The organism is [Actinomadura] parvosata subsp. kistnae, assembly GCF_900323885.1.
In the GTDB taxonomy this organism is placed as follows: Bacteria; Actinomycetota; Actinomycetes; order Streptosporangiales; family Streptosporangiaceae; genus Nonomuraea; species Nonomuraea composti.
This window is the reverse complement of the sequence record NZ_OOHJ01000020.1, coordinates 32,826-58,066: the sequence shown is the minus strand read 5'-3', so window position 1 is coordinate 58,066 and position 25,241 is coordinate 32,826. Positions and strand designations below refer to the sequence as shown.

General features: G+C 72.3%; 15 protein-coding genes. 6 read left to right on the top strand and 9 right to left on the bottom strand.

The annotated features are described in order from the left end of the window. Positions 1-228 precede the first annotated feature (228 nt). From KIS93_RS41785 to KIS93_RS41765, 5 genes are all read right to left on the bottom strand, one after another. Positions 229-681, bottom strand: a complete 453-nt coding sequence (locus KIS93_RS41785; RefSeq protein ID WP_155127402.1) for a hypothetical protein — start codon at positions 679-681, stop codon at positions 229-231. 156 nt (positions 682-837) lie between these two features. Next, on the bottom strand, positions 838-2,250 hold the full coding sequence (locus tag KIS93_RS67800; protein WP_080039104.1) for an RICIN domain-containing protein: 1,413 nt from the start codon (positions 2,248-2,250) through the stop codon (positions 838-840). A gap of 36 nt (positions 2,251-2,286) precedes the next feature. After that, complete coding sequence (locus KIS93_RS41775) at positions 2,287-3,108, bottom strand: carbohydrate ABC transporter permease (RefSeq protein WP_080039103.1); 822 nt, start codon at positions 3,106-3,108, stop codon at positions 2,287-2,289. Then, positions 3,108-4,085: a carbohydrate ABC transporter permease gene (locus tag KIS93_RS41770; RefSeq protein ID WP_080039102.1), complete on the bottom strand. Its 978-nt coding sequence runs from the start codon at positions 4,083-4,085 to the stop codon at positions 3,108-3,110. The genes KIS93_RS41775 and KIS93_RS41770 overlap by 1 nt, the downstream gene beginning before the upstream one ends. Beyond that, a complete protein-coding gene (locus KIS93_RS41765) occupies positions 4,082-5,368 on the bottom strand; it encodes an ABC transporter substrate-binding protein (protein WP_080039101.1) in 1,287 nt (428 codons plus the stop codon). Before KIS93_RS41765 ends, KIS93_RS41770 begins: the two co-directional genes overlap by 4 nt. A 233-nt stretch (positions 5,369-5,601) precedes the next feature. Between KIS93_RS41765 and KIS93_RS41760 the strand changes: the two genes are divergently transcribed. The 3 genes from KIS93_RS41760 (at position 5,602) to KIS93_RS41750 (ending at position 9,391) form a co-directional block, all read left to right on the top strand. Further along, positions 5,602-6,636 carry a LacI family DNA-binding transcriptional regulator gene (locus KIS93_RS41760; protein WP_080039100.1) on the top strand — a complete coding sequence of 345 codons (1,035 nt, stop codon included), beginning with the start codon at positions 5,602-5,604 and terminating at the stop codon, positions 6,634-6,636. Positions 6,637-6,644: 8 nt separating this feature from the next. Then, positions 6,645-7,640, top strand: a complete 996-nt coding sequence (locus tag KIS93_RS41755; protein ID WP_230466199.1) for a hydroxyacid dehydrogenase — start codon at positions 6,645-6,647, stop codon at positions 7,638-7,640. A 164-nt stretch (positions 7,641-7,804) separates the two neighbouring features. Then, entirely contained in the window at positions 7,805-9,391 is a 1,587-nt protein-coding gene (locus KIS93_RS41750; protein ID WP_080039098.1) for a heparinase II/III domain-containing protein, read from the top strand. Here KIS93_RS41750 and KIS93_RS41745 read toward each other — a convergent pair. Continuing rightward, positions 9,381-10,841, bottom strand: a complete 1,461-nt coding sequence (locus KIS93_RS41745; RefSeq protein ID WP_230466198.1) for an MFS transporter — start codon at positions 10,839-10,841, stop codon at positions 9,381-9,383. The two genes, KIS93_RS41750 and KIS93_RS41745, sit on opposite strands and share 11 nt — an antisense overlap. A gap of 127 nt (positions 10,842-10,968) precedes the next feature. Here KIS93_RS41745 and KIS93_RS41740 point away from each other — a divergent pair, with 127 nt between their 5' ends. The 3 genes from KIS93_RS41740 to bla all read left to right on the top strand — a co-directional run bounded on the left by KIS93_RS41740 (position 10,969) and on the right by bla (position 12,789). Next, complete coding sequence (locus KIS93_RS41740) at positions 10,969-11,394, top strand: MarR family winged helix-turn-helix transcriptional regulator (protein WP_080039096.1); 426 nt, start codon at positions 10,969-10,971, stop codon at positions 11,392-11,394. A 30-nt stretch (positions 11,395-11,424) separates the two neighbouring features. Next, a complete protein-coding gene (locus KIS93_RS41735; protein WP_222107829.1) occupies positions 11,425-11,835 on the top strand; it encodes a hypothetical protein in 411 nt (136 codons plus the stop codon). Positions 11,836-11,937: 102 nt separating this feature from the next. Next, positions 11,938-12,789: a class A beta-lactamase gene (bla, locus tag KIS93_RS41730; protein ID WP_080039094.1), complete on the top strand. Its 852-nt coding sequence runs from the start codon at positions 11,938-11,940 to the stop codon at positions 12,787-12,789. On the opposite strand, the gene KIS93_RS41725 is transcribed toward bla, so the two are convergent. From KIS93_RS41725 to KIS93_RS66130, 3 genes are all read right to left on the bottom strand, one after another. Further along, positions 12,728-13,714: a squalene cyclase gene (locus KIS93_RS41725; RefSeq protein WP_080039093.1), complete on the bottom strand. Its 987-nt coding sequence runs from the start codon at positions 13,712-13,714 to the stop codon at positions 12,728-12,730. The genes bla and KIS93_RS41725 overlap by 62 nt on opposite strands. Before the next feature lie 140 nt (positions 13,715-13,854). Next, complete coding sequence (locus KIS93_RS41720) at positions 13,855-20,895, bottom strand: Tc toxin subunit A-related protein (protein ID WP_186404730.1); 7,041 nt, start codon at positions 20,893-20,895, stop codon at positions 13,855-13,857. Continuing rightward, complete coding sequence (locus tag KIS93_RS66130) at positions 20,892-24,035, bottom strand: hemopexin repeat-containing protein (protein ID WP_246005438.1); 3,144 nt, start codon at positions 24,033-24,035, stop codon at positions 20,892-20,894. Before KIS93_RS66130 ends, KIS93_RS41720 begins: the two co-directional genes overlap by 4 nt. Positions 24,036-25,241: the final 1,206 nt, after the last annotated feature.

Sequence of the window (25,241 nt, the reverse complement as noted above, 5' to 3'; positions counted from 1 at the left end):
CTCCGGCGGGCACGACGCGGCAGCCCTCGGGCCGAGAATCTCAGCGACCTGCGTATGCCGCCCGCTGCTCAACTCTGCTATGCCACCGCGGACGCCCAATGCTGGAGTTCACCCACCAAACACGCCTCGCCCGCCGGAGGCTCATCGGCGATGGCGTGCTTGACGCCCGAAACGCGCTTCTCAAGAGACACCGCGACGAGTCCTTTGCCGGCGACTTCGCCGGATATGTCACCCTCGGCGCCCTCCCATGGTGCCTCCTGGTTTCCGCAGGTTGGTTGGGCCGGGTCGTGTGTGCAGGTCGGTGATGAGTTTGCGGCCTTGGCGTGCTCTGTGGTGGACGGATTCGCGTCGGATGGAGAGGATCTTGGCGAGTTCGCCAAGGGAGTAGCCGCCGGGTTTGTCTTGGTTGACGGCGATGGCGATGTTCATGGCGTCGCGCAGGTGCCGGCGCAGGGGTTCGACGTGGATCAGGCCGGCCGGGTCGTCGCAGAGTCGCCGGGTGAGTGCGTCGATCACGCGGTGCAGCATGCCGACGTACTCGTTGGTCTCCACGACCCGCTGGCGATGCTTACCGTGGCCGCCGGGGGTGCTTGCGGTTGCTTCGCTTGTCCTGCCGGTGGGTGACGGGCCGGTGGGCTCGCGGTTGGGTGAGTGGGAAGCGGCGGCAGGCTCGGTGATCATGGGCGGGGTTACGGGGGAGACCGGCTTGGGTGGGAAACGGGGAACGGACAGGGCCGATGCGGGCGGAGGGGGAGACCGAGGGGAGACCGGAAGGAATGGACAGGCTCGGATTCATGCGGAAATCCGGGCACCGTCCATCCCTGAGTGAACCGCCTGTCACTGCTCTGACCTGGTGAATTGCTGGTTGGTGCCGCCGTTGCAGGGATACTGCTTGAACTGCACGTCATTGGCGGTGGACGAACTCGGGAGGTCCGCGCACTTGCCCGAGTGGCGGGCCACCAGGCGGACGTAGCCGCCGCCCGCGTCCTGCAGCGTCCACTGCTGGTTGGTGCCGGTGCCGCAGCTGTACTGCTGCAGGGCGGCGCCGTCGGCGGTGCTGTTGCCGTTGACGTCGAGGCACTTGGCGGAGTTGCGGGCGATGATCTGGACGTGGCCGCCGCTGATCGACTGGATGCGCCACTGCTGGTTGGTGCCGCCGTTGCAGTCGTACTGGATGACGGGGGCCAGGTTGGCGGTGGAGCCGTTGCGGACGTCGGCGCACTTGCCGGAGTGGCGGACGGTGAGGCGGTCGTAGCCGGTGCCGGTCGGGGTGATGGTGCCGGCGGCGGTGTCGATGGTGAGCTGGCGGGCGTAGGTGAGGGTCATGGTGGTGCTGGTCGGGAACTGGAGGGGGAGCCAGACGTAGCGGGAGTCGTTGACGGGGCCGCCCCATGCGCCGGCCCAGCGGTCGCCCAGGTAGAGGTAGGACGTGCCGGTGGTGCCTTGCACCGGGAGGACGAACGCCGGTTGGGAGCCGTAGGTGAGGGGGTCGCCGACGTTCTGCCAGGCGGTCCAGGGGCCGGTGATGCTGGTGGCGGTGGCGTACTGGGCCTGGTTGGGCTGCCAGCCGGTCGCGGCGGAGGTGAGCAGGAAGTAGACGCCGCCGCGTTTGAACAGGGCGGGCGCCTCGCGGTGGTCGCCGGCCCACATGCGCACGAGCGTGGTCACGTCGGTGAAGTCGGCGCTCAGGCGGTAGACGTGCAGGTCGTAGTTCTCGTTCGCGGCGGAGATCATGTAGCCGGCGCCGTCGGTGTCGACGAACGCGGTGATGTCGCGGGACATGTGGCCGAGCGGGCGGAAGCTGCGCAGGTAGGTGTAGGCGCCGTCCACGGTGCTGGAGACGGCGACGGCGGCGCGGGCCTCGCCGTAGTCGCGGCCGTTCTCCTTGTGCATCCACATGACGAAACGGCCGGTGGCCGCGTTGTAGACGACCTTGGGGCGTTCGATGTTGGCGACCTGCAGCTCGGCGGCGCTCGACTGGGTCAGGACGTGGTTGCGGAACTCCCACGTGCGCAGGTCCGTCGAGCGGTAGGCGGAGACGTAGCGGAAGGTGCCGTCGGCGTTGCGGTTCTCGCCGAACCAGTAGTAGGACGAGCCGACCTTCAGGACGCCGCCCCCGTGGGCGTGCAGGAGGTTGCCCGAGGTGTCGGTGAACTGGGCTCCCACTGGGACTGTCACAGCGGCGGTGGCGGGCAGGGCGGGCAGGAGGCCCAGGACGAGGGTGGCCAGCAGGGTCAGGATGCGCGGCATGAGGGTGCTCCTCTCAGCCTTCGTTTCGACCGGTGATCAGCCTTTGATGCCGGTGAGCAGGACGCCCCTGACGATCCACCGCTGCGCGATGAGGAAGAGGGCGACCAGGGGCAGGATGGCCACGAGCGCCCCGGCGAACAGGGCCGGCAGGTTGACCGCCTGCTGGTTGAGGTTCGTCGACAGCGCCACCTGCACTGTCCAGAACTCGGGGTCCTGGCCGATGACCAGCGGCCACAGGAACGCGTTCCAGTGCTCGATGAAGGACAGGATGCCGAGGGAGGCGAACAGGGCGCCCGAGTTCGGGAGCGCGAGCCGCCCGTACAGGCCGAGGTGGCCCAGCCCGTCCACGCGGCCCGCGTCCTCCAGCTCGCGCGGGAAGCGCAGGTAGAAGCCGCGGAACAGGAGCACCGCGAACGCGCTGAACAGGCCGGGCACGATCAGCCCCCACAGGGTGTTGACGCCACCGAGGGAGCCGACCACCACGAACGTGGGGATGAACGTGGCCGCGCCCGGCACCATCATCGTGGCGATGATGAAGAAGAACACCGGTTTCGAGGCGGCCACGGGGATGCGGGCCAGCGCGTACCCGGCCATGGAGGCCAGCAGCGTCGACAGCGGGGCGCTGATCGTGGCGATCAGCGCCGAGTTCCACAGGGCGTGCGCCAGCGGCACGGCGTCGTTGCCGAACGCGTCCGCGAAGCCCTGGAAGCTGATCGTCTCCGGCCACCAGTGCCAGTCCAGCGAGCCCAGCTCCCGCTTGCTCATCAGCGCGTTGCGGATGAGCAGGTAGAACGGCAGCAGGAACGGCACCGCGAAGACGATCACCGCCACGTACGAGCCCAGATGGCGCCTTCTCATCAGCCCTCCTCCTCGGCGGTCCTGCCGAACCCGGCGAAGCGGCCCTGCAGCAGCGTGAACACCACGATCAGCATGGTCACCACGAACGCCCCCGCCGACCCGGCGCCGTAGTTCTGCTCGCCGAGCGCCGTCTGGAACAGGTAGATCAGCGGGGTACGGCCGTCCGCGCGGCCCAGCCCCGACAGGTTGGAGGCCAGGATGTTGTAGAACTCGTCGAACGCCTGGAACGCGTTGATGATCAGCAGCAGCACGACCGCCACCGACGTGTTGCGCAGCATCGGCCAGGTGATGTGCCGGAACAACCGGCCCTCCGACTCGGCGCCGTCCACCCGGGCCGCCTCGTAGAGCTGGGCGGGGATCTGCTGGATGCCGGCCAGGAACAGGATCATGTAGAAGCCGGTCTGCAGCCACAGCCGCACGGTGACCAGCACGATCCAGTACAGCGGCGGGTCCACGGCCGCCACCCAGCCGATCGCGTCGTCGTGGCCGAGCAGGTACGCCAGGCTGTTGGCGACCCCGGACGGCGTGCCGCTGAACAGGCTCATCTTCCACACGAGCGCGCCCACCACGTACGAGACGGCCGCCGGGATGAAGAACGTGGTCCGGAACAGCGCCCGGCCCCGGCGCAGCCGGTTCACCAGCACCGCCAGGCCCAGCGACAGCGCGAACGTCACCGGCACGATGAACAGCGTGAACAGCAGGATCGTGACCAGCGAGCGGGTGAAGGCGGGGTCGCCGAGCAGCCGCCGGTAGTTGTCGAGGCCGTTCCAGTCGCCGAGCGCGATGGTGCCGCGGGCGTCGTTGAAACTGAGCAGAAACCCCCAGCCGATGGCGACGTACTTGAAGACGAACAGCCCGGCCACCATCGGCAGGGTGAGCAGCAGGAACGCGCGCCAGGCGGGCCAGCGCGCGGCCCGCCGCCCGCTCGGGCGGCGCGAGCGCCCGGCGGCGGGGCGGGCCGGGGCCGTGGTCGTCACAGCACCGGCACCTTGTCGAGGAGGTCCTGCGAGCGCTTGGCCGCGGCGGCGAGCGTCTTGCGCGCGTCGGCGCCCTTCTTGACGATGTCGGTGATGGCATCCTCCCACGGCTGGCGCACCTCGGGCGTCCACAGCGCGGGCTGCTTGATGCCGTGCGCGGCCACGGCGTCCATCACGGTCTTGGCCGGGCCGGAGGTCAGCTTGTCGGCCTTGGCGGCGGCGCTGTTGCGGGGCGGGATGTGGAAGCCGTAGGCCAGGCTCCAGTCCGTCTGCGCGGCGGTGTTGTCCACCCACAGCCAGCGCACGTACTTCTTGGCCGCCTCCAGGTTGCGGCTCTTGCCGTTGACGACCTGCACCCAGCCGCCCATGTTGACCACGGCCCGCCCGCCGGGGCCGAACGGCGGCAGCGGGAAGGCGTCGAAGTCGTCGCCCAGCGCCTCGGTCAGGCCGGGCACGGCCCACAGGCCGACCCACTGCATGGCCGCCGCCCCGTTGATCAGCGCGCCGGGGTCCCACCAGTCGGTCGAGTAGCCCTGCAGCATGGCCTTGCTGTCGTAGAGGTCCTTGACGGCGGTCAGCGCCTCGGCCACCTTGGGGTCGTCGTAGGTGATCGTGCGGTCGTCCACCAGGAGGTTCCCGCTCGACCAGGCGGTCATCTGGCCGAGGTCGCCGATGCCGTCGTTGCCGACGAACAGGCCCTTCTGCTTGCCCTGCGTGAGCTTCTTGGCCGCCGCGGCGAACTCGGCGAAGCTCTTCGGAACGCTCACCCCGGCCTTCTGGAACAGCGACTTGCGGTAGAAGACCAGCATCGGATCGATGATCATAGGGACGGCGTAGACCTGGCCGCCCCACGTGTACGGCTGCAGCACCTTGGGGTTGAAGTCGGCCTTCTCCGCCCCGAGCACGTCGTCCAGCGCGGTGACCTGGCCGGCCTTGACCATGTTCGGGCTGACGTCGTTGACCTCGTAGACGTCGGGGCCGTCGGGGGTCAGCACGGCGGCCGTCCACTTGGTGGCGTAGTCGCCGGGGATCCAGGAGACCTTGACCGCGATGTCGGGGTTGGCCTTGGTGAAGTCGGCGGCGTACTTCATGGCCGCCTGCTGCGTGCCCTCCTCGCCGTACTCGTGGTACCAGTGCGTCAGCGTGATCTTCGCGCCGCTTCCGGCGGGCGCCGACGTGCCCTTGGCCAGCGGGTCTCCGGTGGAGCACGCGGAGACGGCGGCGCCGGCGACGAAGAGCACGGATCCCTTGAGCAGTCCGCGCCGGGTGAGTGGTCTGTCCATCGGGGCCACCTCTCGTGGGGGGAGTGAGTCGGGGCCGATGTCAGGTAACCGGTTACTTCAGACGTCGTGAGCCGGACGCTAGACGCGGATCTCCGGTGGCGTCAATGCGCTGTTAACTTTTCGTTACAAACGTGCTGACGGCAGGGTTGACGGGTCCGGCGGGATCTCTTAGCGTCCTGGGCATTGCTCAAGTAACCGATTACCTGACCCGGCGCTCACCTGGGAGAGACCGCATGACCACACCCCGACGCGTCACCATCAGGGACGTGGCCAGGAAGGCCGGAGTCTCGGTCGCCACCGTCTCGCGCGTGCTCGGCGGCGACTACCCGGTCCTCGCGGTCACCCGCAACAAGGTCATGCGTGCCGTGCGCGAGCTCGACTACGTCCCCAACGCCCACGCCCGCGCCCTGTCCGCGGCCCGGCCCGGCGCGATCGCGATCGTCGTCAACACCATCGCCGTCCCCTACTACGCGCTCATCGCCCAGGGCGTCGAGGACCAGGCCGCGCAGGAGGGCCGGCTGTCGCTCATCTGCACCACCGGCGGCGACAACGGCCGCGAGCTGTCCATCGTGCAGCTCCTGCGCGAGCAGCGGGCCGAGGCCGTCATCCTGGTCGGCAGCGTGATCGTGGACGAGGAGTACCGCAAGCGCATGACCGAGTACGCCCACGCGCTCGCCGCCGCCGGCTCCCGCCTCGTCCTGTGCGGCCGGCCGCCGCTGGGGGAGGGGGTGCCCGCCCTCGTCGTCGGCTTCGACAACACCGGCGGCGCGCACGCCGTCACCGCCCACCTGCTGTCGGCCGGCCACCGCAGGATCCTCTACCTCGGGGTACGTCCCGGCCACACCACCTCCGACACCCGCGTGGCCGGCTACCGCAGCGCCCTGGCCGAGCACGGCGTGGCGCTCGACCCGTCGCTGGAGGTCGAGGCCGAGTTCGACCGCGACGCCGGCTACGCCGCCATGAACCGCCGCCTGGCCGAGGGCCCGCCCGACTTCACCGCCGTCTTCGCCGGCAACGACCTCGTCGCCGCGGGAGCGATCCAATCGCTGCACGAGCACGGGCTGCGCGTCCCCCACGACATGTCGATCGTCGGCTACGACGACGTGCCGCCCGCCCAGGACCTGCACCTGACGACCGTGCACCTGCCGCACGACGAGCTGGGACGGGCGGCGGTACGGCTGGCGCTCGGCCGGGTGACCACCAGCCCGATGACGCTCGGCACCCATATCGTGGTCCGCGACTCGGTCAGGCCGCTCGGCCCCCGATGAGCCGACACGTGCTTCCCACGGTGGCTTTCGCCCTGCATCCGCCGCTGCTGCCCGAGCTGTTCCCCCTCGACCTGCGGCGCCGCCTGTCGCTGGTCGGACGGGTCCGCGAACGCGTGATCGACGCCTTCGACGGGCCCCTCGACGCCGACATCCTGATCACCGGGTGGGGCTGCCCGCGCATCGACGCCGACGTCCTGGCCGCCGCGCCCCGGCTGCGAGCGGTCGTCCACGCGGCAGGCAGCGTCAAGGGCCACCTGACGGCGGCGGTCTTCGAGCGCGGCATCGCGGTGTCGTCGGCCGCGCAGGCCAACGCGGTGCCGGTGGCCGAGTACGCGCTCGCCGTGCTGGTGCTGGCGGCCAAGCAGGCGTTCGCCCGCGCGCGGGCCTACTCGGCGGGCGCCTGGTCCGGCGATGCCCTGCCCGGCGTGGCCACCCCGGGCGAGCGCGGCGGGCTGGGCGGGGCGACCGTCGGGGTGATCGGGGCCTCGCGGGTGGGTCGCCTCGTCATCGCCGGGCTGCGCTCGTACGGGGCGCGGGTCCTGCTCAGCGACCCCTACGTGTCCGCGGAGGAGGCGGCGCGGCTGGGGGCGCGGGCCGTCCCGCTGGACGAGCTGTGCCGCGCGGCCGAGCTGGTCACCGTGCACGCGCCCGAGCTGCCGGAGACGCGCGGGCTGCTCGACGAGCGGCGGCTGGCGCTGCTGCGCGACGGGGCCGTGGTGGTCAACACCGCGCGCGGGACGCTCATCGACACCGACGCGCTCGTGCGGCACTGCTCCGGCGGGCGCATCTCGGCCGTCCTCGACGTCACCGAGCCCGAGCCGCTGCCCGCCGGTCACCCGCTGCTCGGCCTGCCCAACGTGCTGGTCACCCCGCACATCAGCGGGGCGAGGGGGCGGGAGCTGCGGCGGCTGGGGGAGTTCGCGGTGGGGGAGGTCGAACGGCTCGCCCGCGGCCGGCCGCTGCGCGGCGCCGTCCGCGTCGCCGACCTCAACCGCATCGCCTGACCCGAGGAGAACGACCCGTGCCCACGCCCCACCCGGCCGCCCGCGACACGCCCGCCGGACACGCGCCGCCTCACGACAAGCCTGCCTCACAGGCGCCGCCTCACGAGAGTCCTGCCTCCTCGCAGGAACGCCCGCCCGTTCCTGAGGAAGGCACGGAGCGGCTCGTGCGGGAGATCCGCGAGGAGGCCGAGCGGGCCCGCAGCACGCCCGCTCCCGAGCTGACCTTCACCCTGTGGCGGCGCTTCGCCGACACCGGCGACCGGCTGGCCTACGAGCGCGCCTACTTCGAGCGGCGCCGCCGCCTGGCCGCGTTGGCGCTCGCCCCCGGCCACACCCCCGACCAGGCATTGGGCGACCTGCTGTGGTCGGTGTGCGACGAGTACACCTGGGTCCTGCCCGCACACGAGCCGGACGACCGCCCCCTGGACACGTTCGTGGACCTGTTCGCCGCCGAGACCGCCCACGCCCTGGCCGAGATCGTCACCCTGCCGGGGCCGCGCATCGACGCGCGGGTGCGGGAGCGGGTGCGCGCGGAGGTGGACCGCCGGGTCCTGCGCCCCCTGTACGCGGGCGCGCCCCCGATGTGGTGGGAACGATCCGGTACGAACTGGGCGGCCGTCTGCGCGGGCGCCACCGGCATGGCCGCGCTCGCCCTGGACTCGCCCCACCTTCCCGAGCTGCTGTCCCGCCTGAGGGGCGCGATCGAGGCGTTCCTGGCGGGCACGGGCGCGGACGGCGCCTGCCTGGAGGGCCCCGACTACTGGTCCTACGGTTTCGGGTACTTCGTCTACTTCGCCGAAGCGCTGCGCGAGCGTACCGGCGAGGACCTGCTGGACGATCCGCACGTACGGGAGATGGCCGCCTACCCGGCGAGAGTGGATCTCGGCGGCGGCGCCCGACCGGCGTTCGCCGACGCGCAGGGGCGCGGCGCGTATCCGGCCGGGCTGCTGTCCCGGCTGGCCGGCCGCCTCGGCGTGCCCGTCCCCGAGCCGGGGGTGCCGTCCTTCCACGACGACGCCTGCTACCGCTGGGCGCACCTGAGCCGCACGCTGGAGTGGTTCAGGGAGGTGCCGGGACGGCGGGCGGAGCCGTGCTCGTACCTGCCGGACGCCGCGATCGTCGTGGCCAGGGCGGGCACGACCGCGTTCGCCGCCAAGGGCGGCCACAACGACGAGCCGCACAACCACCTCGACCTCGGCCACTTCGTCCTGCACGCGCACGGCCGGACGGTGCTGGACGACCTGGGCGCCCCCGAGTACACCCGCGACTACTTCCGCGAGGGCCGCTACCGGGTGCCGCACGCCTCAGCGGAATGGCACTCGGTGCCGCTGATCGAAGGCGCCGCCCAGCTCCCCGGCCGCGAGCGCCGCGCCGAGGTGCTGGCGTACGAGGAGAAGGGCGGGAACGTGACGTTCGCGCTGGACCTCACCGCCGCCTACGCCGGCCCGCACCGCTTCACCCGCACCTTCCACTGGCGACCCGGCACGCTGGAGATCGTGGACGACTTCGGCCTCGCGACCCAGGACGCGCTGGTGGAGGAGCTGTTCGTCTCCCGGGTGCGGCCCGTGACCGGCCCGGACACGGTCACGTGGGGGCCGGTCGAGCTGCGGGTGCCGCCCGGCTGGCAGGCGCGCGCCGAGGAGCGGCGGGTGCGCGGCCACGACGGCGCCGAGGAGAGCGTCCATCGGGTACGGCTGGCGGCCCGCGTCCCGCCGGGCGCGCACCGCTTCCGCTTCACCGTCAGGACGTGACCGCGTGCGGCGCCGGAGAGTCCGCGTGCTCGGGCCCCCTGCGGCGCCCCGGCAGGGCCATGGTGACCGCGGCGGCCACCAGCGCGGCGCCGCAGCCGATGAGCATCCCGGTGTGGAAGCCCGTCTCGGACGGCAGCGGGTGCCCGCCGAAGTCGATGGTGAGCTGCGACAGCACGACGCCGATCACGGCGGCGGACGCGGTGGTGCCGATGGAGCGCATCAGCGTGTTGAAGCTGTTGGCCGCGCCCGTCTCCGACAGCGGCACGGCGCCCATGATGAGGGCGGGCATCGAGCCGTACGCGAAGCCGACGCCGACGCTGATGACGCATGTGATGACCAGCAGCCCCCAGGGGGAGCCGAGCAGGACCAGGGACAGCCCGTAGCCGAGCGCCATGACGAGGCTGCCGACGATGAGCGTGACCTTGGGGCCGCGGGCGGCCGACAGGCGGGCGCCGAGGGGCGAGCCGACCATCATCATCAGGCCGGACGGCGCCATCCACAGGCCCGCCGCCAGCATCGACTGGCCCAGGCCGTAGCCGGTGGCCGCCGGAAGCTGGAGGATCTGGATGACGATCAGCGCCTGGGCGTACATCGAGAAGCCGACGACGATCGAGGCCACGTTCGTCAGCAGCACCTGGGGCCGGGCGGTGACCCGCAGGTCCACCAGCGGGTCCCGCACCCGCAGCTCCCACCAGCCCCACAGCGGCAGCAGGACGACCGCGGCGGCCAGCAGCCCGAGCGTGGTGCCGCTCGACCAGCCCCAGTCGGCGCCCTTGGAGACGCCGAGCAGCAGGCACACCAGGCCCGCGCCGAGGCCGAGCGCGCCGACCAGGTCGACGCGGCCCTTCGCCCTGGCCGGCGTGACCGGCACCAGCAGCCAGATCAGCACGGCCACGACCAGGCTCAGCGCCGCCGAGCCCCAGAACAGCGCCCGCCAGCTCGCGTACTCGGCGACCGCCGCCGCCAGCGGCAGGCCCAGCGCGCCCCCGATCCCCATGGACGAGCTCATCAGCGCGATCGACGGGCCCAGCCGGTGCGGCGGCAGCACGTCCCGCAGGGCGCTGATGCCCAGCGGGATCATGCCCATGCCCATGCCCTGCAGCCCCCGCCCGATGACCATAGGGGCCAGGGAGCCGGCGAAGGCGCAGATGACACAGCCCACGACCAAGGGGACCGAGCAGAGGAGCATCATGCGGCGCTTGCCGTACAGGTCGCCCAGCCGCCCCATCACGGGCGTCGTGACGGCTCCGGCGAGCAGCGTGACCGTGATCACCCAGGAGGCGTTCGAGGCCGTGGTGCCCAGCAGCGTGGGCAGCACCCCAATCAGGGGCACGACCACGGTCTGCGACAGCGAGGCGACGATGCCCGCCACGGCCATCACGGTGACGATGCCGTGGGAACGGGTGCCGGACTCACCGTCTACGGCACTGTCCGGGCCACTGTCTTCCACGCGGATCCCCCTCGACACTCTCGACGTTGGAAGCGCTGTGCACTCTACACATAATGTGTTACATGCACAGTTTGCGAGTTTGCGCCACATCGGCGACAACCGCAACGGAGGGACAGAAGGACCCGGCATGGACAAGCCCACCCACCTGGTCGAGTACGAGACGATGCTGCTCGGCCAGCACCGCCACCCCGACCGCAGCGCGTACATCCTGCTCAGCCGCATCCGGGTGGCGGGCATGATGTCCATCGGGCAGCTCAGCGAGGCCTTCCGCCTCGACGTGTCCACCCTCAACCGGCACACCTCCGCCCTGCTGCGCAAGGGCCTGGCCGAGCGCATCCCCGACCCCGACGGCGGGATCGCCCGCAAGTTCCGCCTCACCGAGGAGGGCGAGCGCTACCTCGACGCCGAACGCGCCAGGAACATCAACGGCCTGGAGAAGGTGCTGGCCGACTGGAGCGCCGAGGACGTGGCCGCCTTCGCCGCCTACCTCAGACGCTTCAACACCGACATCGAACGCCTCGCCGGCCACCCCTGGCCCCGCACCGACGTGTAGCACCTGGACCTGCGGGGTAGCCGTGGGCGCGTGACGCACGACTTCGGCTTCGCCTTCGAGGACCGCTACCGCCCGCTCCTCGCCGCGCTCGGCATCCGCCCGTCCACCTGCCGGCTGACCCTGACGGACGAACTGCTGCGCGTCCGGTTCGGTCCCTGGGTGGTGCTCTCGCCCCGGCACAACGTCGCCGGCGCCGCCCTGTCCGGCCCGTACTCGCCGCTGAAGGCCATCGGCGTGCGCATCTCCCTGGCGGACGGCGGGCTGACGTTCGGCAGCAGCACGACGCAGGGGGTGTGCCTGCGCTTCCACCGCTCGGTGTCCGGCAGCGAACCTTTGGGCCTGCTCCGCCACCCGGCCCTGACCGTCACCGTCGAGGACCCGGCCCGCCTCATCGGCCTGCTCACCCAGGAGAGCCGCACCCCATCCGACCAGCTCTCATAGGCGAACGGATATCGAGCGGCCGTCGATATCGCTATTAGACATGCGGGTGGCGCATCTGCTTGAGTCCTGATCTTCGATCTCCGATGGACAGGACGTTGTGACATGCCGGTGGTGGTCGTCGAGGAGGAGTTGCGGGCGCTGGAGGTGGCCTTCGAGGGGCGCATCGGTGCGTACGCCGTGGACACGGGTACCGGGAGGAGCGTGGCGTACCGGGCGGGGGAGCGGTTTCCGTTGTTGTCCACGTTCAAGGCGCCCCTGTGTGCGGCGGTGCTGTGCCGGGCGCGTCGTGAGCGGGGCGGGTTGATGGGCAGGCGTCTGCGGTGGCGGGCCTGCGACATGACGCCCAACTCGCCTGTGACCGGGCGGCATCTTGAGGGTGGTCTGACCGTGGCCGAGTTGTGTGCGGCGGCTGTCACGCGGAGCGATGGGACCGCGTCCAATCTGCTGATGGAGCTGATCGGCGGGCCTCGGGGGATGACGGCGTTCTTTCGCGGGCTGGGGGATGCGGTGTCGCGGGTGGATCGGTGGCATCCGGGGTTGAACGAGTGGGTGCCGGGGGACGAGCGTGACACCACCACGCCCGCGGCCATGGCGGGGGTGCTGCGGGCGCTCGCGGTCGGCGGTGCTCTGCATCCCGAGGATCGGCAGCGGCTGGTCGGGTGGCTGCTCGCGAGTCAGGTCGGGGCGGGGCGGGTGCCGGCCGGGTTGCCCGCGGGGTGGACGGTCGGGCACAAGACCGGGACGAACTCGGACGGGTTCGGGGGCGGTCATGATGTGGCGGTCGTCTGGACGGAGGCGGGCGCCGCACCGATCGTCATGGCCGTTTACACCAACCGCACGCCTGGGCTGCCGACCGATGACTCCGTTCTTGCCAGGACCGCGAAGGTGCTGGTCAGGGCGCTTGGCGAGCGTGGGTGTCCCACCAGTCGAGGACGCGGGTGCCGTACAGGGTGAGCCATTTCGAGGGCTCGCCCGCCGGTACGTCCACCTCGAACCACACCGTGCCGGGGAGCCTGCCGGCCTGTGTCCAGGTGCCGTCGGGGCGGCGGGCGGCGCGGACGAGGCCGATCGCCTCGGCCATGCGGGGGTCGGGCGGGGTGCCGTCGAGCAGGGACGCGCGGCGGAAGTAGTCGGCGGCGTTGAGGACGCTGTAGAACCAGCGGAACGGGTAGGCGAAGCGGTCCACCCACGGCGCCACCGGCTCGCCCGTGGACAGGCGGCGGAACAGGCCGCGGCGCAGCAGGTACTCCTCGCCGGAGCGGCGGGCGGCCCGCACCGCCTCCTCGCCGCCGCCGGTGGCGCTGTCGTAGGCGAGCAGGCCCTTGAGGGAGTTCAGTGTCGAGTGGAACGAGGAGCGGGTCGCGCCCTCCACCCATTCGCAGTTCCAGCCGCCGTCGGGCAGCTGGTGCTCGACGAACCAGCCGGGCAGGCGGGAGACGTCGGCGCCGAGCCACAGGCCGTTCTCCAGCGTCCAGGCGTTGATGCAGCAGTCGACCTCGCCGCCCCAGTACGGCAGGTCGTCGTACTCCCAGCGGCTGTTCTTGGCGAGCAGGTCGGCCGTGCCGCGCAGGGCGGAGGCGTCGAGGCCCCATTCGCGCAGCGTGTTGAGCGTCCACGTCGTCGCCGTCCAGGGCTGGGCGTTGTCCTGGGTGACGGCCGGGTCGGCGAAGTCGAAGCCGGCGGGGAAGAACGCGCCGCCCGCCCACTGGCCGTCGGGGTCCTGGAGGGCGAGCAGGCGCGCGCCGAAGCCTTCGGTCGCGACCCTCGCCCGGGTCGCCTCCCACACCTGCGGCGGCTCGTGCAGCAGGTCACGCTCGACCTGCCAGCGCAGCGCCGGATCGGAGTCGCGAAGCCATGGGATCAGGGCGTCGGGGACCATGATGCGGAGTATGCCACCTTTCGGGAGCCATGCCCCGGCCGCGCCGAGAGGCCGATGTCCCGGCCGCGCGATGGCGGCCGGGGCATCGGACAGGGCATCGGACAGGGCATCGGACGGGTATCGGACAGGAGCCGGCCCGGTCAGCGGGCGCGGTAGGACAGGATGAAGCCGAGGCCCTGGAGGGTGGACTTGTCGCCGCCGTCCAGCACCAGCCGCCACGTCCCCGCCGTGAGGCCGGGCGTGGGCAGGAGCCTGCCCTCGGTGAGTGCCAGGCGCTGGTCGCCGTTGAGCAGGAACCGGGCGGGGCCGCCCGCCGGCGCGTACAGGGCGTAGACGCCGCTGACGGCGCGGCCGGTCATGCCGGGGAACAGCTCCGGCGTGAACGGCAGGGTCAGCGTGGCGTCCTCGCCCTCGGTGAACGCCGACCACTCCTCGGGGAACTCCGCGGGCACGTCGAAGTACCGGGCCGTCGCGTACGGCTTGAGCATGCCCTTGACCGTGCCGGCGAAGGACTCGCCGCCCTGCTCGGCGGTGTACTTGACGGTGAGGGTGACGTCCACGAGGTGCGGGGCGCCGCCGGCGGGCAGCTCCAGCCGCCACCGGGAGACGGCGCCGGTCCCTTCGAAGGGCAGGTAGCGGTCGTCGTCGTAACGCAGCTCGAACAGGCCGTTGTTGTCCTTGTACTCCTCCAGGTCGGACAGGGCGATCTGCTGGCCGCCGCGCCAGTCGGCGCGCAGCGTGGCCGGCATCGGGCCCTTGGGGTCGAGCAGGTACTTGACGGCCTTGGGGTCGGCCGCGAGCACGGTCCTGCTGTCCACCTGGGTCAGGACGCCGTTGAGGCCGATGGGGCCGTCGGGGCCGGCGAAGGTGACCGACACCGTCTTGATCCGCCGCCGGTAGTGGCCGGGGAAGTCGCGGTCGAACAGGGCCTCGGTCAGCGCGAACTCGCACCGTCCCGTGGTGCGCAGGGCGAGCGCGGCCATCGGGTCGAGGGCGAGCAGCGACACCTTCTTGGTGATCTCCAGGCCGCGCCGGTCGGTCTCGACCCACGCCTTGCCGAGCCGTTCGAGGTCGAGGCCGAGGCTGTCGGCGGCGAGCAGGCCGTTGCGACGGCTGTCCCAGTACAGCGGCTGGACGTAGCCGGCCTCCGCTTCGGGGACGGCCCGCTCGTACTGGTAGGCGCGTTGCGCGGCGCGCGCCATCTCGTACGCCATCGCGTACGCCTGGTAGTACAGCCCGGACAGCCGCCCCGCCATCCACTGGTAGAGCTGGAGGTTGGTGAACTTGCCGGTCATGAAGGCGTTGACGGCCTCCAGGTTGGCGATCTGCCGCTCCAGGATCTCCTGCTCGCGCTGGGCGGCCTTGAGCCGCAGCTCGGCGGCCGTCACCTGGTGGCCGAGCTGCGCGGCGTCGTTGCGGGCGACGGTGAGCTGGAAGGCCCAGTCGTTGGCCATGCGCTCCTGCTCGGCGCGGATGCCGAGCAGCTCGCCGATGACGCTGAGCCCTTCCGCGGCGGTGGAGGCGGCCTCGCCGCCGTGCTCCAGCGCCTCCGACACCTGCTGCCCGCCCTGCTTGGTGCCGGTGATGAACAGGCCGAGCAGGACGTCCGGCAGGCCGGCGGCGATGGCGGCGCCGGTCTGCATGGCGGTGGCGACGGCGTGCGCGACGACCGCCGCGGACATCATGCCGAGCTGGGCCTGCTCCAGCGGCGACAGGCCGGCCGAGATGAGCCCTTCGTAGTGGGTGATGCGGCTGAGCGCGCCCTGCTCGGCGGCCCGCGTCTCGCGCACGCCCTCGGCGGCGATCTCGACCTCCATCTCGCGCACGGCGCGGGTGAGCGCCAGGACCGAGCTTTCGTGCCGGTTGCCGAGCAGCGCCAGCTCCTCGGCGTCGCGGCGCTCCAGCACGCCGAGCAGGTCGCCGCCGAGCTGGCGCAGCTTGTCCACCAGCTCCTGCGCCTTGCGGAAGACGAAGGAGAAGCGGTGGTGCGGCACCGGCACGGCCGCGGCGGCGGTCAGGCCATCGAGCGGCGCGCCCGCCGCGGCGCCGCGCACCAGCGCCATCACGTCGGCGGGCGGCTCGAACAGCGGCAGCGGCCGGCTGATGCCCATGATGTCGAGCGAGGCCCTGATCTTGCGCAGCCGGTCCTCGACGCGGTCCCAGTACTCCAGGTAGACGCTGTTGGCGGGCACGTGGAAGTACGGGCCTTCGACGCTGGCGTGCACCTCGCCCGCGCCGGTCAGCATGGCGCCGCCGGCGGTGAGCTCGGGCAGCCCGCCCTCCTGGGGCGCGTCGCGGATCTCCTCGTAGGTGTGCGCGGGGGTGACGGCGCGCGGGCCGAGGTCCTCCGGCGGGCGCTCGCCGAGCAGGTCGTAGGCGAAGATGTAGAGCATCCTGGCCTCGTCCACGCTCTCGGCGGTGTACTGCCGGAACAGCAGGTCGCCCCAGTCGAGCAGGTTGTCGATGTAGGCCATCACGACCGCGCGCCGGTAGGCCGACGGGCGCAGCCCGGCGATCGCGTGCGGGTCGAACGGGTCCTCCAGGTAGGCCCGCAGCAGCGCCGCCCGGTCGCCCATGAGGTCGTACTGGCGGCGCAGCCCGCCGAGCATGCCGAGGCGTTCCAGCAGGTCGTCCAGCGCGGGCCGGGCGGCGGACGGGACGGTGAGGGCGCGCAGCGCCTCCTCGATGGGCGGCAGCTTCCTGGCCGGCAGCGCGGCCAGGTCCTTCTTCTCGATGTCGCTCAGCTCGCGCCGGTTCTGGAAGGCGGGGGCCATCGGCTCGACCAGGCGCAGGATGTCCGCCAGGTCGTCGCCGGGATCGCCGAGGTCCACGTCCGCGGCGTCGAGCGCGGCCAGGTCGGCCCGGCAGCCCTCGATCAGCGCCTCGACGTCCACCGCGAGGAACGGCAGGAAGCGCCAGTAGCGCGGCCGGGTCGGGTCGAAGACGTACTCGTACCAGGTGCGGGCGTCGTCGAAGCGCTGGGCGGTGTTGAGCGCCTGCGCGATGAGCGTGGGCGCGTGGAAGAAGACCTCCCAGTAGTAGATGCCGTTGCCGCTGTCGAAGTCGAGGTGCGAGCTGGTGGGCACGCCCTGCTCGGCGGTCCGCTCGGTGACCAGGATGGTGGTGGCGTCGGAGACGCGGGTGCTGAAGGCCGGCAGCTCGTCGAGCTCCTGCGTGCGCGGCGCGAGCAGCGCCGGCACGCCGCCTTCCAGCAGCGCCTTGTTCAGCTTGTACGCCGTGCTGGAGGTGAGCCGGACGACCTCGTGCGGCAGCGCCGCGATCTCGTACGGCCGGGCCGGCGCGGTGTAGGTGACGTAGGTGGAGCCGAGGAACAGGTGCAGGGCGGTGCCGTCGAGCACGCCGTCCAGGTCCTCCTCCCACCCGGCGGGCAGCCCGCCCCAGTTGCCCTGGACGGGGGAGAAGGAGGTCAGGGTGGACAGCTCCTTGTCCGGCTCCAGCACCGCGTAGTCCTGGTCGCTGAGGACGTAGCGCAGGCCGGAGCGGCGGAAGACGGCCCTGATGCGGCGGCTGAGCGGCTTGGGGTAGCCGGGGTCGGCCAGGAGGCCGGGCAGGCCATCGGTGAGGGTGTAGCCGACGTACTCCTTGTTCCTGGCGAGGTACAGGACGCCGTCGGCGACGTAGGCCGCGTCCACGCCCTCGTCGGTGATCGCCGTCCTGGCCACGCCCAGCGGCTTGATGGGGGACGGGTCGCCCTGCACGTACTCCTTGCGGCCCTTGCCGGCGTCGCGGCGGGTGACGGCCAGGTACGTGTGGGTGGCGTTGTTGAAGAAGTAGACGCTGTCGCGGTGCGGGACGGGGGCGCTGACCGGGCCGGACTGCGGCAGCCCGGCGTCGTTGCCCTTCAGCGTGCCGCTCTCCTCGCCCCGGCCGCTCCAGCGGCGGTAGGTGTCACCGTTGACGATGAGGACGTCGTCGTCGCGGAACAGCAGCGCCTGCACCTTGGCGCCGCCCTGCGCCCACTGCGGGACGAACCCCTCCAGCGGCTGCCCCGGGCCGGTCCTGCGCAGCCACGTGCCCAGCTTGACCGAGTGGTAGTACTCGGCGCCGTTGCCGTCCACCGCGGCGACGTCCACCTTGTCCCACTGGGGGAAGCCCTCCTCGTTGCCGGAGATGAGCTTCGGGTAGCCGGGGTCGGCCAGGCCGAAGGGGTCGCCGGAGTAGCGGTAGTAGTGCGCGCCGGAGAACAGGTAGCGGAAGCCGTCCCTGACGATGGCGGCGTCCACCCGGGCCTGGTCGTCGTGCAGCGGGGTGGGGACGTGCCCCCAGCGGATGGCGGTCGCCGGCTTGGACAGGCGCAGGGCGTTCGGCCGGTCGGCGGGCAGCTCCACGTAGAAGGGGCCGGAGCCGTTCTCGCCGGCGTTGTTGAAGAAGTACCGCAGCTTGTTCGGCAGCTCGACCGCGGCGTGGATCGGCGACCAGACGGGCAGCCGGTCCTGGTTGCCGCTGAGCTGCTGCGGCTCCTCGTCGCCGGCCGGCGGGATGATCGGCCGGCACAGGAAGCTGCCGCCCTTGTGGTCGACGCTCACCCAGGCGCCGCCCTCGGCCTCGGCCGGCATCGCGAACGGGACGACCGCCGACGGGTCGACGGGCTCGGCGAAGACGCGCTCCAGCCGGGCCGGCCGCACCGGCTCGGGCACGCCCTCGGCGCGGATCGCGTACAGCTCGGGGGTCAGCGCGAACGCCGAGCGCACCGGCACCGGCCCGGCCGGGGTGAGCACCGTGTAGGTGCAGGTGATGAGGATGGTGTCGTGCGTGCCGCCGTCCGGGACGGTGGCGGAGGCCTGCACGTACAGGGCGGCGTCGCGGACCGGCGCGTCCCGCACGTCCTCCAGCGGCAGCACCTGCGCGGGCACCCACTCGCCGTTGAGGTTGCGGAAGGAGTAGGTGACGCGCACGCGGTGCCGGGGCGGCGGCGGGGTGAGCGTGCGGGTGTCGCCGCTCTGCTGGTCGGTGAGCGCGGTCTGCGCGCCGGGCTCCGGCGGGACCGGCTCGATGGTCGGCCAGAACGCGAAGATCCGGCCGAAGGCGTGCACCGGGTAGACGCGCTCGGCCTCGATCTGCGCCTCCACCTTCGCCCACGGCCCCCACGTCGCCGACAGGCTCTCACCGTCCCTGAACTCCGCCTCGCGGCAGTAATAGCGTCGCGGCTCCGTCCTGGTCCGGCCGAACAGCACCAGCCGCCGCACGCCCTTCGCGGCGCCGTCTTCGGCGTAGACGTAGCCGCCGGCGATGGCGAGCCGGGAGACCTCCGTGTACTCGTCGAGGTAGCGCTTGTAGGCGCGCTCCACCTTCTCCTGGGTGATCTCGCCCTGCAGCAGGTCGTCCTCCAGGGCGCGGAAGGCGGGCGTCCGGGAGCCGCGCAGCTCGGGGCGCAGGTAGTTCTCCGGGTAGAGGAAGACCTTCCTGTTGGCCTCCCAGACGCGGTAGTTCTTCAGCCACGCCCACCACGTCCTGATCCGGCTCCTGGTCGCCTCCGGGTCCTTGCCGTCGCGCGGGGCGGCCTGCTCCAGGTCGAGCAGGTAGCGGTGGACGTAGAGCTGGGTGGCGGCGATCGCCTCCCGCACCCGGGAGGTGCGGCCCTGGCCGCCCATCTCGACGTCGATGAGCAGCCGGTCGAACAGCGCCTGCGGGTCGCCCGGCGCGATCGACAGCAGGGCGTCGCGTTCGAGCACGTTGATCTCGTCCCGGACGGCGGCCGAGCGCGCCTCCCACTCCCCGGCGTACAGGCGCTCCATGATCCCGTACAGGGCGGTGTTCGCCGCCGCCAGGGCGGGCGTGTCGCCGAACGCGGGCCGCCAGACGCCGTCGTGCAGCGTGGACGGGGCGTCCCCGATCCGGCCGGTCAGCTCGAACAGCTCCACCAGCCGCAGCAGGAACTCGATCTCGAAGCGGTCCTCCTCCCGCCGCGCCGGCGGGGCGCTCCACGCCGCCGCGGCGATGGCCTGCGGCTCCGCGGTCAGCAGCGCGGCGTTGCGCCTGGCCCACCTGATCTCGTCGGCGTCCCAGCCGAACAGGCCGCTGAGGTAGGCGTACGGGTCCTGGACGACCGCCGGCGGGCTCAGCAGGAACGCGGGCAGGCCGTCCGGGTGCCGCCTGGCCAGGTCCACGAATTTGGTGATCGTGTGCACGTCGCTCAGCCGGTAGTCGGCCGTGCCGCCCCAGCGGTGCCGGAAGCGCTGCGGGTAGGTGCGGTCCACCTCGTGGTAGCCGCCGGAGTAGCGGACGTACTCCTCGCCCTTGCACAGGTACGTGCGGCCCTCGAAGACGAACGCGCCGTCGACGCCCTCCTCGAAGCGGCCCGGCAGGTCGCCCCAGTCGTCCCGGACCGTGCGCGGATGGCCCTCCTCCACGTAGTCGTAGACGCCCGGCAGGTAACGGACGTACTGGTCGCCGCGGAAGGCGTACAGCTCGCCGGTGGGGGCGGCGAACGCGGCGTCGACCAGCTCGTGGCCGGCGTCGGCGAAGGCGTTGCGCACCTTGCCGAACACCGCGTTGACCGGCCGCGCCTCCGGCTCGCCGGCCTTCAGGCAGCGATCGCCCTTGAACAGGTACACGCCGCCGTCGGAGGCGCGGAACGCCGCGTCGAGGCCGTCGGCGAACTCGGCCGGCGGCTGGTGCTCCATGCGCAGGTCGTCCGCCAGGTGGGGGACGATGGCGCGCGGATAGCCGTCGTCGGCCCAGGCGTACTCGGTGCCGGTGTAGCGCACGTACTGGTCACCGGAGAACAGGTACGTGTGCGCGCCCGACACGATCGTGGCGTCCACCTTCTCCCGGTCCGCCACGTTGTTCCTGACCCGGCCCAGCCCGGCCGGCTCGCGGGTGGCGGCCGCGGCGCGGGAGACCACGTGCGCGGAGCCGCCGGTGAACAGGCAGGCGGTGCGCTCATCGGCAAGGACGGCGTCGATCGTGCGGCCCGTCACCGCGTCGTCGAACGACTCCGGCAGGCCGGCGAAGGCCGCCTCGCGGCGCAGCTCCCCGACGATCCTCTTCGGGTAGCCGGGATCGATGTAGCGGTACTCCGGGCCGGTGTAGCGGACGTAGCGGTCGCCGGCGAACAGGAACGTCGTGTCGTCGCCGAAGACGCAGGCGGCGTCGATCCTCGCGGTGCCGTCGTCGGGCACGAACGGGTTGGGCGACCTGCCCCACCGGTCGCGGATCACGGCGAGCGGGCGAAGTCGTGCCCGTCGTGGCGGGAGTACTGCTCCGACAGGAAGAAGTACACCGAGCCGTCCGCCGCGGTGAACGCCGTGCGCAGCGCGTCGCCGTCCTCCCTGCTGGAGGCGAGCAGGCGCTCGAAGCCGGGCCACAGCCGCTCGATCGGGCGCGGGTAGGACCAGGTGCCGGTGGCCTCGTCGTACTGCACGCAGTGCTCGCCGTGCAGCAGGAGCATGGTGCCGCCGGCGAACAGCACCGCGTCGGGCAGCGCCCGCCCCGGGACCTGGTACTGCTCGGGCACCTGCCAGAAGTCCGCGCCGGCGAGCTGCGGCTCGCCGTCCGGCTTGCTGTAGTCGGCGCCGGAGTAGACGAGGTAGCGCATCTCGCCCTGCTCGCCGGGCGACTCGAAGACGTACGTCCTCCCGCCGCGCACGTACGCGAGCGCCACGTCCGACAGCCCGCCCCAGTGCTCGGAGACGAGGCGCGGCTCGCCGTCGATGGTCAGGCCGGGGTCGGGCGCGCCGGTGGCGGCCGGGCCGGGCGCGGCGTAGGTGACGAACTGGTCGCCGCTGAACAGGTACGTCCTGCCGTCCCTGCCGACGAACGCCGCATCCACCTTGTTGTCCTGATAAATCGTGTTACGCGGTCTGCCCCACTCCTCGGCCAGCGGGTACGGCCGGTTCAGCCGCGTGTTGACGCACTCCGGCCCCTTGAACACGTACGTGGTGCCGTCGGCGCCGCGCAGCACCGCGTCGATCCCGTGCCGGAACCCCTCGGGCACGCCGCGCAGCGCCCGCGGCACCAGCGGCTCCGTCTCGTACCCGCCGCCCGGGACGGCCTCGACCGCCGGCCGGTGCCGCCATTCGCCGCCCTCCTCCGACAGCACCCGGCCGTCGTCGAGGAACACGCAGCCGGGACCGCTCATCCAGGCGTCGTCGTAGCGGCGGTACCGGCCGTCGGAGACGGCGTGGCAGCGCTCGCCGCGGAAGAGGTAGACGGTGCGGCGGTCGGCGAAGGCCGCGTCCACGGCGTCGAGCGTGACGTCCAGGGCCGCCATCCCCGGCTCCCGCGCCAGCTCCGACAGCGCCGCCGGGTAGCCGTCCTGCACCCGGGCGAGGTCCGTGCCCAGGTAACGCACGTACTGGTCGCCGGAGAACAGGTACGTGTAGTGGCGCTCCACGTCCCGGCCGTCCACCACCTCCGTCACGGCCCTGCACAGCGCCGCGTCCACCCGGCCGGTCCGCGCGATCCGGTTCACCACGTTGCCCCAGTACGCCGGGACGGAGGCGGGGAAGCGGTCGTCGGCTTTGGTGTAGTCGCCGGTGGAGAAGCGCGTGTACCGGTCGCCGCAGAAGACGTACGTCCGGCCGTCCTTGCCGACGAAGGCCGCGTCCACCCGCTCGAAGGGCAGCAGGCTGTCCCAGTGCTCGGCGATCGTGCGCGGCTCGGACCACCAGCGGTGCCGGGCGTCGGACACCACGAAACTTCCGCCCGCGAACAGGTACGTGCGGCCGCCGCCGTCGGTGAAGACGGCGTCGATCACCGCGAAGCGCGGGTCGGCGGCCAGCGAGGCGGGCAGGTTCCACCAGTTGTCGGAGACCGGCTTGGGGTAGCCCGGGTCGGGGACGGTGTAGTCCCTGGTCGAGTAGCGCACGTGGAAGTGGCCGGCGTCGGCGTGCACCTGGATGTGCAGCGGGTTGCCGCGCAGCGTCAGCGCGATGCCCTGCTCGGTCGTGAGGTGCCACACCTGCGGGGTGTTGGCGGCGGCGGTGACGGTGGCGTTCTCGGCGAGGGTCAGGCCGTGCTCCAGGAAGCGGCGGCGCAGCGCGGGCGACAGGCGGCCCGCGTTCAGCTCAGGCTCCTGGGCGAGCGGCACGTCGAACAGGTGGCCGCCCTGCCCGAACAGGTACGTCCTGCCGTCCATCACGAACGCGGCCCCGACCCGGCGCAGCCCGCCCCAGTCGCCGGCGATCCGGCGCGGATAGCCGAGATCGACGACGGCGTAGTCGGCGCCGGAGTAGCGGATGTACCGCTCTCCGCTGAACAGGTACGTCTTGCCGTCCATGCCGGCCAGCGCGGCGTCCACGACGCCGTCGGCCAGCACGTCGGCGAGCCTGCCCCAGCGCTCGGCCGTCGGCTGCGCCGCCCCCGTCCCCGAGGAGGACAGGACCACCGTCCTGCCGTCCCTGAACAGGTGCGTCAGCCCCGTGCCCGGCTCGGTGAACGCCGCCTCGACCCCCGACCCGAACTCGCCGGGCAGCCGGGCGAACTCCGCCTCGATGCGCCGCGGGTAGCCGTCGTCCATCCGCACGCCGTCGTGCTCCACCCCGTCGGTGTAGCGGGCCACCTGGTCGCCGCGGAACAGGTACACCCTGCCGTCCGGGCCGGTGAAGGCGGCGTCGATGCCGCCCGGCCCCTCGAAGGCGTTGCGGATGCGGCCCCAGCGGGCGGAGATCGGCCGCTCCTGCCCGCCGATCTCCAGGTACCGGCCGTTCGCGAACAGGTGGGTGCGCCCGTCCGCGTCGGTGAAGGCCGCGTCCAGGCCGCCGGTGAACGCCTCCGGCAGCGGCGCGTCGTGGCCCTCCGCCCGCCACCACTCGGTGACCGAGCGCGGGTAGCCCTCGTCGACCGTCGCGAAGCCGGGGCCGGAGTAGCGGATGTACTGGTCGGCGCAGAACAGGTACGTCCGGCCGTTCTCGTCCACGTACGCGCTGTCGATGCGGCGCGGCGCGTCGAAGTTGCTCCTGATCCTGCCCCACAGCTGGTCGCGGGGCGCCCAGCGGATGCTGCCCGGCTCCTTGACGAACAGGCGCGAGACCTCCCGCCCGGCCGGCTCGCCGGGCACGGTGACGCGGCCGACGATCCACTCCGCGCCGGTGGGCAGGGCGAAGGCGGCGTCCACGCGGGTCACGCCGGTGAACCAGGGCGACAGCTCGGTCAGCGCCTTCGGCCTGGGGTCGAGCAGCGCGTACGTGTCGCCCGCGTACACCCAGTAGACGTCGCCGGCGAACAGGTAAACGCGGCCGTCGGCGCCGCGCAGCACCGCGTCCACCGCGCCGACGCCGGGCGGCAGCGCCAGCGGCTCGGGGTACTTGCCGGTCAGGTCCTGGTCGTGGAAGGCGACGGCGATCTCGGTGGCGTCCATGCCGAGCTTGCCGGCCAGCAGCGCGAAGCGGCGCACGCGCCGGTAGGCGGCCTCGAAGTGCGGGCCCACGGGCTTGCTCGGCTCGGCGATGACGGGCGGCAGGAGCAGCTCCATCGCCTCGGGCAGCCCGCCCGCGACGCCCGCGCAGATCGCCGCGACGCTCTCCTCGGGCACGCCGAACCCGTCGGCCAGCGCGGCGACGAACGCGTCCCGCTGCTGCGCGGCGCCGTCGTCCAAGGCGGCGGTCAGCTCCTCGACCGCCCCGGCCAGCTCCACGGCGACGGCGTGCAGCAGGAAGAACACGTCCCGCTCGAAGTCCTCCAGGCCCGTCAGGGCGAAGCCGATGACGTTCGCGGGGGCGGCGAAGAAGGGGACGGCCTCGCGCGGCACGGTCAGCGCGTCGGTGAGATGCCCCTCCATGATCAGCTTTTCGACGACGAGGCGCTGCTGCTCCTCGTCGAAGCCGAGCGCGGCCAGCGCCTCCAGGTCGATCCGGTACGGCCGCTCGTCCTGCGTGCACGCGGCGACCCGGCGGGCCACGAGGTCGGTCTCGGCCTCGGTGAACCCGGCGCCGAGCGTCTCCACCTCGGCGATCGGCCAGCCGTCGCTCAGCACGGTGCCCTCCATCGCGGCCATCGCCCGCTGCGCCATCGCCAGGTCCGCGACCTCGGCGAAGTCGTCGGCGGTGAAGGTGAACAGCTCCGCCTCCAGCTCGGCGACCTGGCCCTTCATCGCGTCGAGCACGGCCTGGCGGTGCGGGTGGAACTCCGGCGGCAGCGCGAAGCCCGCGGGCTCCAGCGCGGCCAGGGCCTGCTTGTCCAGGTAGTGGCCCTGCTCGTCGAGGTAGCCGTTGAAGCGCAGCCCGTCCATCAGCCGGGCCAGCCGCTGCTCGCCGAGCCGCAGCCCGGCCAGGAGCGCGGGGTCGAGGGCGAGCGGCCGGGTGCGGAAGGTGTCCACCCGCCCGCGCAGCACGGCGAGCACGTCGGGGGCGACGTCGGACAGGCCGGCGTTGACCAGGAACGAGCCCAGGTTCTCCTCGTCGGCGAAGAACGACGGGTCCTGGACGGTGCCCTCCTCGTCCACGTACCCGTGGTGGACCAGGTTGTCGTACAACTCGTCGAGCTGCCCCTCCGACAGGTTGCCGAGCGTGGCCAGGTCGGAGGGGTGGAAGGTGGCGGTGCCGTTGCCGGCGGTGCCGATCAGCTT

Excerpts from the sequence above, each read along its gene's own strand:
- KIS93_RS41785 (WP_155127402.1), bottom strand. The coding sequence starts at position 681 with ATGATCACCGAGCCTGCCGCCGCTTCCCACTCACCCAACCGCGAGCCC.
- KIS93_RS67800 (WP_080039104.1), bottom strand. The coding sequence starts at position 2,250 with ATGCCGCGCATCCTGACCCTGCTGGCCACCCTCGTCCTGGGCCTCCTG.
- KIS93_RS41775 (WP_080039103.1), bottom strand. The coding sequence starts at position 3,108 with ATGAGAAGGCGCCATCTGGGCTCGTACGTGGCGGTGATCGTCTTCGCG.
- KIS93_RS41765 (WP_080039101.1), bottom strand. The coding sequence starts at position 5,368 with ATGGACAGACCACTCACCCGGCGCGGACTGCTCAAGGGATCCGTGCTC.
- KIS93_RS41760 (WP_080039100.1), top strand. The coding sequence starts at position 5,602 with ATGACCACACCCCGACGCGTCACCATCAGGGACGTGGCCAGGAAGGCC.
- KIS93_RS41740 (WP_080039096.1), top strand. The coding sequence starts at position 10,969 with ATGGACAAGCCCACCCACCTGGTCGAGTACGAGACGATGCTGCTCGGC.
- bla (WP_080039094.1), top strand. The coding sequence starts at position 11,938 with ATGCCGGTGGTGGTCGTCGAGGAGGAGTTGCGGGCGCTGGAGGTGGCC.
- KIS93_RS41725 (WP_080039093.1), bottom strand. The coding sequence starts at position 13,714 with ATGGTCCCCGACGCCCTGATCCCATGGCTTCGCGACTCCGATCCGGCG.
- KIS93_RS66130 (WP_246005438.1), bottom strand. The coding sequence starts at position 24,035 with ATGGACGCCACCGAGATCGCCGTCGCCTTCCACGACCAGGACCTGACC.